General features: G+C 39.9%; 16 protein-coding genes. 2 read left to right on the plus strand and 14 right to left on the minus strand.

Translation table 11 applies throughout. The features are described 5' to 3' along the window. The first annotated feature begins 76 nt into the window (after nt 1-76). Nucleotides 77-883, plus strand: a complete 807-nt coding sequence (locus ACYTR8_RS00395) for a peptidylprolyl isomerase (RefSeq protein WP_154412273.1) — start codon at nt 77-79, stop codon at nt 881-883. Between the two features lie 130 nt (nt 884-1013). On the opposite strand, the gene ACYTR8_RS00400 is transcribed toward ACYTR8_RS00395, so the two are convergent. The 3 genes from ACYTR8_RS00400 to ACYTR8_RS00410 all read right to left on the minus strand — a co-directional run bounded on the left by ACYTR8_RS00400 (nt 1014) and on the right by ACYTR8_RS00410 (nt 3585). Beyond that, nucleotides 1014-1862: a metal ABC transporter permease gene (locus ACYTR8_RS00400; protein WP_003054335.1), complete on the minus strand. Its 849-nt coding sequence runs from the start codon at nt 1860-1862 to the stop codon at nt 1014-1016. Beyond that, nucleotides 1863-2588 (minus strand): metal ABC transporter ATP-binding protein, encoded by a 726-nt coding sequence (locus ACYTR8_RS00405; RefSeq protein ID WP_479641476.1) that lies wholly within the window; start codon nt 2586-2588, stop codon nt 1863-1865. Nucleotides 2589-2652: 64 nt separating this feature from the next. Then, nucleotides 2653-3585, minus strand: coding sequence for a metal ABC transporter substrate-binding protein (locus ACYTR8_RS00410; RefSeq protein WP_003054333.1), 933 nt, complete (start codon nt 3583-3585; stop codon nt 2653-2655). 145 nt (nt 3586-3730) lie between these two features. On the opposite strand from ACYTR8_RS00410, the gene ACYTR8_RS00415 reads away from it, so the two are divergent. Beyond that, nucleotides 3731-4378, plus strand: a complete 648-nt coding sequence (locus ACYTR8_RS00415; protein ID WP_269760933.1) for a metal-dependent transcriptional regulator — start codon at nt 3731-3733, stop codon at nt 4376-4378. 72 nt (nt 4379-4450) lie between these two features. Here ACYTR8_RS00415 and ACYTR8_RS00420 read toward each other — a convergent pair whose 3' ends face one another. From ACYTR8_RS00420 to brnQ, 11 genes are all read right to left on the minus strand, one after another. Beyond that, nucleotides 4451-5146 (minus strand): 5'-methylthioadenosine/adenosylhomocysteine nucleosidase, encoded by a 696-nt coding sequence (locus ACYTR8_RS00420; protein ID WP_479641477.1) that lies wholly within the window; start codon nt 5144-5146, stop codon nt 4451-4453. Nucleotides 5147-5163: 17 nt separating this feature from the next. Further along, nucleotides 5164-5415 carry a cell wall synthase accessory phosphoprotein MacP gene (gene macP / locus ACYTR8_RS00425; RefSeq protein WP_003054365.1) on the minus strand — a complete coding sequence of 84 codons (252 nt, stop codon included), beginning with the start codon at nt 5413-5415 and terminating at the stop codon, nt 5164-5166. Next, complete coding sequence (locus ACYTR8_RS00430) at nt 5416-5970, minus strand: NUDIX hydrolase (protein WP_269760935.1); 555 nt, start codon at nt 5968-5970, stop codon at nt 5416-5418. A gap of 30 nt (nt 5971-6000) precedes the next feature. After that, nucleotides 6001-7383 (minus strand): bifunctional UDP-N-acetylglucosamine diphosphorylase/glucosamine-1-phosphate N-acetyltransferase GlmU, encoded by a 1383-nt coding sequence (gene glmU, locus ACYTR8_RS00435; protein ID WP_111715566.1) that lies wholly within the window; start codon nt 7381-7383, stop codon nt 6001-6003. 160 nt (nt 7384-7543) lie between these two features. Then, a complete protein-coding gene (locus tag ACYTR8_RS00440) occupies nt 7544-8506 on the minus strand; it encodes a Gfo/Idh/MocA family protein (protein ID WP_269760936.1) in 963 nt (320 codons plus the stop codon). A gap of 1 nt (nt 8507) precedes the next feature. After that, entirely contained in the window at nt 8508-8957 is a 450-nt protein-coding gene (locus tag ACYTR8_RS00445) for an ASCH domain-containing protein (RefSeq protein WP_111715561.1), read from the minus strand. Nucleotides 8958-8973: 16 nt separating this feature from the next. Continuing rightward, nucleotides 8974-9216: a DUF3977 family protein gene (locus ACYTR8_RS00450; RefSeq protein ID WP_003049859.1), complete on the minus strand. Its 243-nt coding sequence runs from the start codon at nt 9214-9216 to the stop codon at nt 8974-8976. After that, the gene (locus ACYTR8_RS00455) at nt 9213-9911 is read right to left on the minus strand and encodes a 3-oxoacyl-ACP reductase (protein ID WP_111715558.1); all 699 of its coding nucleotides are present in this window, start codon (nt 9909-9911) and stop codon (nt 9213-9215) included. Before ACYTR8_RS00455 ends, ACYTR8_RS00450 begins: the two co-directional genes overlap by 4 nt. Continuing rightward, a complete protein-coding gene (locus ACYTR8_RS00460; protein WP_003054401.1) occupies nt 9904-10140 on the minus strand; it encodes a DUF2829 domain-containing protein in 237 nt (78 codons plus the stop codon). Before ACYTR8_RS00460 ends, ACYTR8_RS00455 begins: the two co-directional genes overlap by 8 nt. 352 nt (nt 10141-10492) lie before the next feature. Beyond that, nucleotides 10493-10846: a hypothetical protein gene (locus ACYTR8_RS00465; protein ID WP_479641478.1), complete on the minus strand. Its 354-nt coding sequence runs from the start codon at nt 10844-10846 to the stop codon at nt 10493-10495. Nucleotides 10847-11223: 377 nt separating this feature from the next. Beyond that, a complete protein-coding gene (gene brnQ, locus ACYTR8_RS00470; RefSeq protein WP_479641479.1) occupies nt 11224-12558 on the minus strand; it encodes a branched-chain amino acid transport system II carrier protein in 1335 nt (444 codons plus the stop codon). Between the last annotated feature and the right edge of the window lie 278 nt (nt 12559-12836).

Below are 12836 nucleotides of genomic sequence, written 5' to 3' on the forward strand. Positions count from 1 at the left end.
TTCTTTTTAATTCCTTAACTGCTGTTTTCCTTTCCATTTATGGTAAAATTAAAGAAAATATTTCCTAGGAGTAGACATGAAAAAATTACTATCCCTCAGCCTATTAGCTGTTAGTTTACTTAGTTTAAGTGCTTGCGAATCCGTCGACAGAGCCATAAAAGGTGATAAGTACGTGGATGGAAAAATTGCGAAGGAAGAAAGTGAAGCAGCTTCAAAAGCTTATGAAGAAAATATTCAAAAAGCTCTTAAAGCCGACGCTAGCCAATTCCCTCAATTAAACAAAGAAGTTGGTAAAGATGAAGCCAAAGTAGTCATGAAAACTAGTCAGGGTGATATCACGCTAAAACTATTCCCTAAATATGCTCCACTAGCCGTAGAAAACTTCCTCACGCATGCTAAAAACGGTTATTATGATAAGGTAACCTTCCATCGTGTGATTAACGATTTCATGATCCAAGCAGGCGATCCTAAAGGAAATGGTACTGGCGGCGAGTCCATTTGGAAAGGCAAAGATGCCAAAAAAGATGCTGGCAATGGTTTTGCTAATGAAATTTCTCCATTTTTATATAATATTCGAGGTGCTCTGGCCATGGCAAATGCTGGCGCTGATACTAACGGTAGCCAATTCTTCATTAACCAAAATAAGAAGAATCAAAGTAAGGCATTGTCTAGCGCTAACTATCCAAAACCTATCATCTCAGCCTATGAGCAGGGAGGAAATCCAAGTTTAGACGGAGGCTATACTGTTTTTGGCCAGGTCATCGAAGGCATGGATATTGTTGATAACATTGCTGCGGTTGCTGTTGGTCAAAACGATAAACCGGTGGATGACATTACCATTCATTCTATTGAGGTCATTAAAGACTACCGCTTTAACAAATAACAGACAACTACTTTTCAAGAACCATCGAGTGATTCGATGGTTCTTTTGTCGTTAAAAAAGCACCTCGATGATATTCTGATCAGAGTCAGTATATCATGTGAGGTGTTGGAAGTAAGAGTGACTTATTCGTCTATTTTGATTTTGTCATCATCACTTTCTTGATATAACCTTGCTTAGGTGAGATAAAAAAACTAATTAGGAAAATGGCTGCTGATGTCAACACAATACTTGACCCTGCGGCAACATTGAAGGTGTATCCTAGATAGAGCCCTAATACAGAACTCAAAGCTCCAATAGCAGATGACATCACTAGCATGACTTTTAAACTATTAGCATAAAGATAAGCTGTCGCGGCTGGTGTGATAAGGAGTGCCACAATCAGAATGGTACCAACACTTTGCATTGCTGTCACTGACACCAGGGTCAATAATATCATCAGCATGTAATGATAAGCATTGACATTCATACCCATTGATTTGGCTAATATTGGGTCAAAGGACGTGATTAACAACTCTTTAAAGAAAAGAATAATGACGCCTAATACAAAAACAGACACCCCGATAGTAATCCATTTATCACTATCTTGCACTGCTAAGATATTACCAAATAAGATGTGAAACAGGTCAGTCGAACTATTAGCCACACCGATTAGAATAATTCCCAAAGCTAAAAAAGAACTAAAGGTTATACCAATAGCAGTATCTCCTTTGATAACAGAATTTTCCTTGATGTAAGTAATAATAACAGAGGCTAATAAGCCAAAAACAATAGCCCCAATAAAGAAGTTAATGCCTAAGATAAAAGAAAGAGCAACACCTGGCAAAACAGCATGCGAGATTGCATCTCCCATGAGAGACATGGATCTTAAAATGATGAAGCATCCTACGGCACCAGAGACCACACCAATGACAATGGCTGTTACCAAAGCATTCTGTAAAAAGTGATAAGACATCAAGCCTTCAAAAAATTTCAGAGACATTTACACCATCTCCTTTCCTAAAATCAAATGATTACCATAGGCTTTTGACAAGGTATCGACGGTAAAAACATCGTCAACTTTACCATAGGCCACCAAGGTTTTGTTTAAAATCAAGAGTTTGTCAAAATAATGTTCAACCTTGCTTAAATCATGGTGTACAATCAAGATGGTTTTCCCAGCTGCTTTTAGTTCTTTGAGAAGATCTACAATGATTTTTTCGCTGACCGAATCGATGCCAACAAATGGCTCATCCAAAAAGATATAATCAGATTCTTGAATCAAGCAGCGGGCCACTAGCATACGTTGAAATTGTCCGCCGGATAAGGATTTAATGGGGCGATTGCCAAAACCTGCTAAGCCAACCTGCTCCAAGAAGCGTTCAACCTGGTCAAATTCTTTTTTGCCAACACGACGAAAAAGCCCCAATTTACGATAGGTTCCGAGTGCAACACACTCCTGTACTGTAATGGGAAAATGATAATCAATCATGCTTCGTTGTTCAACATACGCGACCGTATGCCCAAGTTTACGACCATCTTTGTCATCAACCCTCACTTGACCCCTATAATCAATCAAATTGAGGATGGACTTCATAAAGGTTGACTTACCTGCTCCGTTTGGACCAATAATCCCAACAATCGCAGGGCCTTCAATGGTTAAACTGATATTATCTAGGGCATTGCTATCTCCATCATAGCTGACAGAAAGATTAGTAGTTGTAATCATATTGCTCTCCTTCTTAGAAATAAAACAAAGCACAACACTGAAGACGCTGTGCTTTATTCTTATCTTATTTTGCTAGACCTTCAGAAATCTTATCAAGGTTCCATTTCATCATCGCATAGTAACTGTCCCCATCCTCGCCTTTTTTGGCAACTGAATCGGTAAAGATTTCAGCATAGATTGGAATACCGCTATCTTTAGAAACAGTTTCCATTGGACGTCTGTCAACGCTTGATTCTACAAAAAGAGCAGCTGGTTTGACCACTTTCAATTTCTCAATCAATGATGACATTTGGTCAGGAGTTCCTTCTTCTTCGGTGTTAATCTCCCAAATGTAAGCTGATGGTACACCATAGGCTTTTGAGAAGTACTTGAAGCATCCTTCACTTGTCACAATCAGTTTTTTGTTAGCTGGAATAGCGTCAAATTTTGATTTGGCTTCTTTATCAAGTTTTTCTAACTTAGCAACATAGGCCTTAAGATTTTTTTCGTAAGTTTCTTTGTTTTTAGGATCTTTGGCCATCAATTGTTTGGCAATGTTTTTAGAATAAATAATGCCATTTTCTAGATTTAACCAAGCGTGAGGGTCTTCTTTGCCCTTCTCACTTTCACCTTCTAGGTAAATCACATCAACGCCATCTGAAGCAGCAAAGTAATCTTTGTTCTTTTTCTTTTGAGCGTTTTTAACAAGTTTTGTAAACCAGGCTTGTCCACCATCTTCAAGATTAATACCGTTGTAGAAAATCACGTCTGCATTATTCGTTTTTTCGACATCCTCTGGTAATGGCTCATACTCATGCGGATCTTGCCCGATTGGCACGATACTATGCAAATCAATCTTATCTCCTGCAATCGTTTTTGTCATGTCTGCAAGGATAGAATTGGTTACCACCACTTTAAGTTTATCACTCTTATCAGCTTGGCTTCCTGATGAGGAACAGGCTACTAACAGAAAAGCAGCTAAAAAGGCACTCAAAATGAGGCTAATTTTCTTTTTCATCACATATCTCCTTAGGATATTTTATTTATTTAATTAAGTATAGTTAAATATAATATAAGGATATATTATTGTTGGTTTTTTGTCAAGATTTTTTCCTAAAAATCTGATATAATAATGATTATAAATAAGAGAAAGGCATATTGCTATGACGCCTAACAAAGAAGATTACTTGAAATGTATTTACGAAATTGGGGAACAAGAATCTAAAATTTCAAACAAGATGGTGGCTGAAAAAATGCAGGTTTCTGCGCCAGCTGTTTCTGAGATGATTAAAAAAATGATTTCACAAGGGTGGATTGTCAAAGAAAAGGCAAAAGGCTATCTATTAACTGACAAAGGACAGGCGCTTGTTGCTAATCTTTATCGTAAACACCGTTTGATCGAGGTTTTTCTCATCCACCAATTGGGATACAATGCACAAGAAGTTCACCAAGAAGCTGAGGTCTTGGAACACACTGTTTCAGATACGTTTATTGATCGTTTGGATGAAACCCTTGGTTTTCCAACTTTCTGTCCTCATGGTGGCACTATCCCGCGAAACGGACAGCCTCTTGTGGAAATAAACCATACAACCCTTAACACTATTACAGATCTGGGACGCTTCCGCCTGAGTCGCATCCATGACCAATTTGATTTAATTCAATATTTAGAAGCCCATGGACTTAAAATCAACACTGAGTTGGAGCTAACTCAAATTGACACGTTTGCAAAAACCTATACGATTCAGTATTTGGACAAAGAATTGATTATTCCTGAGAATATTGCCAAGCAGTTATATGTGACAGCTCTTTAAATGATAAAACAAAACCCTCAACTTCCGATTATTTAATCATAAGTTGAGGGTTTTGTTTTTTGAGAAATGTCTTTAGACAGCTAACTTTTCTAAAAATGCCATCAATGTTTGGGCAGATTTTTTGCCAGCTTCAATGATAAATTGGTCAAAGGTAATATTGGCGTCATGGGCTGCGGTATCACTCATAGCTCTTACCACGATAAATGGTTTACCTGTGACATGGGCAGCTTGTGCAATTGCCGCTCCTTCCATTTCTACTGCTAGAACTGTAGGAAAGACTGTTTTAATGTTATCAATCTTATCTTGCCCCGCAATAAAACTATCTCCAGTTGCAATCAAACCAACTCGACTACCTGTTGATGACTGAGCTAAAACTTCTTTAAAAGTATTCACAAATTGGGAGTCACAGTTAAAATACAAAGGCTGTGCTGCCATTTGACCATAAGCATAGCCAAAAGCAGTCACATCAACATCATGATAAACCAACTGATCAGCAACCACCACATCACCAATGGCTAGACCTGGTGCTACCGCTCCTGCTGACCCAGTGTTGATAATGGCATCCACATCAAAATGATCTACCAAGATAGCAACTGTCATCGCAGACATGACCTTACCAATACCTGACTGCACTAGCACTAAGTCATGCTGACCCAATCGACCCGTATAGTAAGTGTTGGATAACACTTGATGAGCTTGACAATCCAACACATTTTCCAAAAGGAGGCGTAATTCTTCCTCCATAGCAGCGATAATTCCGATTTTCATAATAGTTCCTTATCTAGTTATAGGTAAAAGACAGCATAGACTAAAAGAGCGATAAGAATAATCACTGCAATAAGAATCAAGTTCAATTTGGATTGCAATTGACTCCTTCTAGCATTTTCGATGCGCCGACTCTTATAGATACGTTCTGATTCCTCATGGTCTGGCAGGGGCATGATTTTGGTGTCAAAATCCGCATACTCATCAGCTTCAAACGACTCCCCACGTTTAGCTTTTTCAATCACCTCATCAGTTAATAACGGCTTCCCCATTTACCGATCACCTCCAAAATGTAAGGCATAATATTGCAAAGCTATCAAGGTTTTAGCATCTGCTAACTTTCCTTGGGAAACGAGCTCCATACAGTCTTCATAAGTCAATTCTAATACCTCAATCACTTCATCCTCATCTTGAGGTTTAGGATTGGGTACCTTTTCAAGATCAGTTGCTAAATAAAGTTTGATTTTTTCATTACAAAAACCAATGGCTGTGTAAAACTCATATAGAAGGGATAAGTGACCAGTATAAGCTGTCTCTTCTTCTAATTCCCGTGCAGCAGCTTCTAGCTCTGATCCCGATTCACCCACTTCCAACTTACCGGCTGGAATTTCATAAGAAACGGCTTCAATAGCTTTACGGTATTGTTTGACAATCACAATTTTCTTATCAGGAGTAACCGCCAAAACAGCAACGGCACCACGATGAAAAATCAATTCTCGCTTGGATTGCCCCAGATTATTGGGAAGTTCAACATCATCCACAACAACTTTAAAAATATGACCATCAAAAATATCTTGTCTTCTCAGCGTTTTTTCTTCAAATTCCATGCCTGGCCTCCTTACTAAATAGATCTTGAATTATTTGCTTCGACTTGGGTGATGAGGAAGACGCTTAGCGTAATCTTCCTTGGTCACTTGTCGGCTGCGCCCAATAGCAATGCTATCAGCTGGTACTGTCTTAGAAATAGTTGAGCCAGCTGCAGTTAAAGCATTATCTCCAACTTCCAAAGGAGCAATGAGGGTTGAATTGCTGCCGATAAAAGCGTAATCTCCAATAACTGTCTGGTATTTATTTTGACCATCGTAGTTGACGGTAATGGTGCCTGCTCCAACATTCACTTTAGAACCTACTTGAGCATTTCCGATATAGGTCAAGTGTCCCGCTTTGGTTTTTTCTCCGATATGGGATCCTTTTACTTCTACAAAATTACCGATATGCACATCTTTAGCCAAGCTTGTTCCTGGGCGAATATGGGCGTAAGGCCCAACAGTGACACCTGAAGCTAAATTTGAAGATTCAATCATTGAGTTGGTGATGATACTTCCTTGACCAATTTCAGAATCCACAATATAAGTACCATTCGTCAAGACACATTCGGCTGCGATGCGTGTTTTCCCTTTCAAGGTCACATTTCCTTCAATTAAAACATCCGGTGCAATCTCAACATCGCTTTCGATATAGACTGTTTCAGGATTTTGGAAAGTCACCCCATTGACCATATGTTTTTTGGTGATGCGTTGGCGCATCACTGCTTCAGCAGTTGCTAAAGCAACACGATCATTAACACCAAGACTTTCATTGAAGTCTCTGAGGGTGTAGGCGCCGACTTTTTCTTTATGATCTCTAAAAATGGAGATCACATCTGTTAGGTAATATTCCCCTTGGGCATTGTTTGTTGTAATGTTTTTAAGGGCTTCAAACAAACGCTTATTGTCAAAGACATAAGTTCCTGTGTTAATCTCTTTGATTTGTTGTTCAAAATCGCTGGCATCTTTTTGCTCAACAATTTTAATCACTTCACCATCCTTGTTACGGATAATACGACCATAGCCAAAGGGATCCTGCGCTGTGGCAGTCAAAATCGTAGCAACATTTTTATGATTAACATGAAAATCAATAAGACTCTTTAGGCTTTGACCAGTGATTAAAGGGGTATCGCCTGCAATCACCAAGGTATGACCTTCTAGTCCTGCTAACTTTTCTTCGGCCATCATAACAGCATGTCCTGTGCCTAGCTGTTCTGTTTGTAACACAAACTCGGATTGGTCTGCTAATACGGCACGTACCATATCTGCTTTGTGGCCAATAACGGTCACATTTTGCTCAGGTTCAATCGCTGCTACGCTGCGAAAAACGTGTTCTAACATGGTTAAGCCAGAAACATGGTGAAGCACTTTAGGAAGGTCTGATTTCATGCGGGTGCCCTTACCCGCAGCTAGAATAATTGCATAATTTGTCATACGTTTTTCCTTAATAATGTGATAAATACCTTCCCATTATAGCATATTTTCTCTCTTTTTCTCGATTCTTCCTCTCTTTTCCCTAGATCAACCACTTTTTGACATTTAAACTGTAAAAAAAACAGACAAGTCACGCACGACTTGTCTGTTTTGCTATGTCTCATTGAGAATTAACAGCACGCTCCAACACAGCCATGACCGCTCTGCTATGTTCCAAAGCCTGATTCACTTTCTCAAAGTCTCTTTGGTCAATCATATCCCTAAAAGCAAGGAATTCTTCATACATGCGGTGTTCATGTTTGTTAAGATTAACCACTTCTGCTTCGTGACCGTGTAGACTTAACTGAACTTGAGGGAGGGTATTCGTTGCTCCAAGCACTGCAAGTGAGCCTTTGTTGCCTTGAATAGTGGACTTGATTTCTGCCGTGCAATCCTTCGCCCCAATACAAACCACTTTAAACTGCTCATAATCCATGACAAGCATACCTGACGTATCAATGCCCTTGTCCATATTGGCTAAATATTGAACCTTTTTGGGACTGCCAAATAGGCCTACCACAAAATGAATATTGTAGATATTTAAATCGCGTAAGGCTCCGCCACCTTTTTGAGGGTCAAAGGCTGGTGCTATGTCACCTTGTTTAAAGGCGTCATAACGAGACGAATACTGAGAATAGTTGCACTCTACAATTTTGATATCTCCCAGTTGATCAAGGTGCTCTTTAATAAAGGTCATATTGCTCAGGTACTGATTGGTAATCGCTTCTAACAAAATGAGCTTTCGTTCTTTAGCGATTACCACTAGTTCATCTAATTCCCCCGCTGTCAGGGTAAAAGGTTTTTCACAGATGACATGCTTGCCGGCTAGAAGAGCCTTTTTTGCCCCCTCATAATGCAAATGATTAGGGGTTGCGATATAAACGGTGTCTAGATCTTCTGAGGCAAGAACACTGTCAAAATCACTTGTCGCTGTTGGAATAGCAAAGCTTTTTGCTAATTCTCTAGCCACATCTACACTACGAGGCGTGGAAACAATAGCGTTAAGGTCAATACCCTTAATTTCTTGTAGGATAGGTAAAAGATCTTTGACAATCATACCGGTCCCTAAAATGGCTAATTTCATCTTAATCTCCTAACTGTGGGTAAACCACTTGAAATTCTTCTAAAACAATGGGACTTTGTTCAGAAAAAACAAGCCCTGCCTCTTCAAAATAAGGTTGAAAAAAGTCCTGATGAGCCTGTCGCCACCAAGCCAAACTCCTATCCCCTTCTCCTTCTTTGTAAGCATGTTCTGCTGATACCTGATCAAAAGGAAGCACCTCAACCTTAGTAATGTGAACAATACAAACTGCCTGTCCTTGTCCATCTAACACCACATCATAAGTTCCGACCTTTGGCAGAGGTTCCTGATCCAATTCATACAAATCATAAGCAGAAGCCGTTGCTGTTTTAATTCCTTTTAGGACGAGCTGTGCCAATAAATCCGGTTGAACCCCAAAGGCCCAAGCGTCAATCTCATCACCAATACCAGGATTAATCTTTTGATAGGCCTGCCATAATTCTTCTGCTGTCATTTTTCTCCTTTATCTTTCAAAGCTCTGATACAATGCCAACAACACATTTGAAGGACTTACGAGACTTAGTTTGCTGTTTAAATCCTTCTTTGAAATCCAAAATCCAAACGGTATAACCCAGCCAAATTCTAAGGTAAATAGACCTCGGATGAACAGCTCCTGAAATACCTCTAACCTCAACTTCCGTTCCATCATCTTTTTCGTATTCTGTGCGAACCAACCAAGAATTGCCCAAGCCAATCTCAATATACTTGGTCATTTCAAACTCCAGCCACCATCAACTTTAAGGATTTCTCCCTGCATCGCTCCTGCTTTTCCTGAAGCTAAGTAGAGGGTAAGATCAGCAATTTCTGCTGGGTCTAACCAGCGCCCAATCGGAGTTTCATCGGCCACCCATTGAGCCAAGCCTCCAGGTTCAAAATCCGCTTGTGTCATGGCCGTTTTAACGGCGCCTGGTGCAATGCCAAAAACCTGAATACCAGACTTGGCATAATCAAGAGCTAGCTGACGGGTAAAACCTGCCAAGGCGTGCTTGCTAGCTGTATAAGCTACTCCGCCACCTCCTGCTAAAAAACTGGCAATAGAACACATGTTGATGATAATGCCAGAACCATTAGCAACCATTTGGGGTAAGTAACGGCGAGTAATTCGGATAGTAGCAAAAAGGTTGACCTGAAAAATTTTGTCAATATCGGCATCACTAATATCAAGTAAGGGCTTATAGTCGTCTAGGATTCCTGCGGTGTGGCATAAGATGTCCACATGCGGTGCAAAGTCGTGAAGCGCAGCTAAATCGCCGCTAAGGTCCAGTTGTAAAAACTGAAAGTTACCGGGCAAGTCAGGCTTAGCCGACTTGTCAACGCCATAGACTGCGTAGCCATTCTCCAAAAAAAGACGAGCCTGCGCTAGGCCGATGCCTGATGATACTCCTGTGATGAGGACGCGTTTAGTCATGAACTTCTACCCAATCGGTGGCTAGCACATCACATGGGGTTGGTGCCCACATGGAGAAGCCCTCTCCCTCGCCAGACACATTAATCAAGAAGTAAGGCGTTACTTCAAGTGCTTGGCCATTTTGTTCGATGCTATCAAAGAGTTGGACATAGTTTTCAGCGCCTCCCCAGCCTGTCCGAACATATTTTCTCTTTGCTTTGAGGCCTGGTAAAATCTCTTCAAATGTCATGGTTTTCTCCTTTGTCTCTGTTAACGATTGTGAGGTGTTGTCTTCTTGTCAGTCCCAATTATCATAGGAAACTGCTTGACCTCTTCTCTTTTAGGGCACTGCGCAAAAAAGAGGGGTTATTGCGACAATTATAGCATAAGGCTCTCTTTTTTACCATTGGAGAGAAGCCTATTTGTCCGAGAATGTCCACTTGAAACAGACATGCTTCGAGAGAATCTAAAACCAGCTGTTAAGCTATCCAACTGAGGCAAAAGATGACCCAACTGAAAGAAATGGCTATCATCAAAAAAGACCAAATTTGTTCACTTGGTCTTTGTCTTATCAATTCTCAGCCTTATCAACTATTAGAAGATCAACGGTTATTAAATTGGAAGAAGTAAGGGAGTTTAAGCTTTGCGAGTTTCTCGTGCAACTCTGGAGAAAAGCTGCCCTCTGTTCCTCGGTCACCTGACCCTGCATAGTTCACAAAGTTTTCTCTGGTTACTGAAGGAATTCTTTCTTCAGCAAGACAAGGGTCTGAAGTTCGATGAGTTGCCCCTTCAAAAGTTGCTTTAACAGTTTCAGACGTAACCTCACATGGGTCTGAAACTTTGTAAGAAGTTGGTCCTTCAAACTGTAAAGTAACGTTATCAGCGCTTACGGCACCGCCAGTGATGAAAAACATTGTAGTAATCGCTGTTAATCCAGCAATCTTGTATTTTGACATGATGTATACCTCTCTCATATATCCTTGTACTGTCGAGTACGCTTTTATTATAGCAAATAATTTTAAAAAAATAATATAAAACTCATTTTTATATTACATAATATCATTTTATGCTCATTATAAATTCTCACAAAGACCTTCAACGCTTGTCCTACTCATTTTTTCTCCTGTTTTAATAAATACCTTGTCCATAGGATAAATCCAACAATACCTAGCCATTATAATCCTATCCTTTATCCTTAAACTCCCAGTTTCTGACAATCTGCTTAACACTTGACAACCGTCAAACATGATAAAAGCACCCTGAACGTTAGAGGTTAACTCTAGCGTTCAGGGTGCTGATGTTTATCATTTAGATTGTTTAGTTCCTTATCTGGTTAATCGAATTGGCTTAAATCAAATGATGTGCCCTTTTGTTTATCTGGTAATAGCAAGGCAACGACTAAGCCAAGAAGCGTTGGTAACAACCATCCCATTGAAACCGCGTGAAAAGGCAGTAGTTCCACTAAATGTGTTAAGGCGTCTTGGTGAACTTGGCTAGCTAAGACCTCAATAAAGGAGACTAAGGTCACCAAACCAATGGTCAGAGACATTCCTTTTTTAGATAAGGGAACCCATTTGTTCATCAAAATAATCAGTACCATCACGATAACAATTGGGTAAAGGAGAGTCAGCACTGGAATAGAAAAGGTAATTACAGCATTCAAACCTAAATTAGCAATCAAAAAGCCAACAAAGGTAAAAACACTAGCAAAAAACGTGTAGCTACCAAAACGGAAGCTTTTAGCAAAGAATTCAGAGACCGACACAATCAATCCAACCGTTGTAGTAAAGCAAGTCAGAGTAACCATAATACTTAAGAAGAAGCGGCCAAAGGAACCAAATAAATGGTAAGAAGCTTGTGACAGCACGTAAGCTCCCTTATTAATATTAGGATCAGCCAAGACATCTGCTGGGACAGGAAACTTATTTCCCAAAAAGCCCAGACCGATATACAAGATACTAAAAGCGACGCTGGTAACAATGCCTACTACCCAAATAGTCGAGAGGTATTCTTTTTTACTTTGAAATCCAAATTTCTTGAGGGTTTCTGTGGCCACCAAACAAAAGGCAACAGCCGCCAGGGCATCGAGAGTATTATAACCAGCAAGAATACCAGTCCCAAAAGCTTTCCCTGCATACTCAACACTTGTTTTAGCACTATCGTTATGGCCATAAACAACAGCTCCTACTAGGACAAGTAATAAAATGAGCAGGGCAAATGCTGGTGTCAAGAGTTTACCTACACTATCTAAAATACCATTTGGTCGAATAGCAAGCAAATAGGCGGCCACAAAAAAACAAGCGGAAAAGAGCAATAAAGCGATAGGACTGTGCCCCACAATTGGGCTCAAACCAACTTCGAAAGAAACAGTTGCCGTTCTCGGAATAGCAAACAAGGGTCCAATAGTTAAATAAAGGATAACAAGGAATGTGAGCGAAAACCAGGGACTAAACTTTTGAGCCATTTCTGTCTTGTAGCCACCATTCGTCACGGTACCTAAAAGCAAGGTCAAAATAGCTAAGCCAACACCTGATAAACAAAATCCTAGAATAGCTGGCCAAAAGTCTTGACCTGATGCCACTCCCAAAGCTGGTGGAAAAATGAGATTCCCTGCTCCGAAAAAAATACCAAATAAGAGTAATCCTGTTAAAAAGCCTTTTTTTACCATAGGCGACCACTTATGCTAATCGCGTGACTAGCATCCTTTCCATAAATCATACCCTTTCAAATGAGTGTAGCAATCCTAATGACCAGGTATTAACGCTCTTCATTTGAATAGTTGGTTTTTATTATAACAAAATTTAGAAGAAATACCACATTTTTTCCAAAATTTTCTAACTATTTCGACAGTTGTTTGTTTAAGGATAATCAGTGAGAATAACTTCTGTTTTAATGCGATTTTAAAAAGGCTAAAAGGAGCTGAGATCGCTCTCAAACTCCTTTACT

It is taken from the genome of Streptococcus sp. F2 (genome assembly GCF_056500955.1).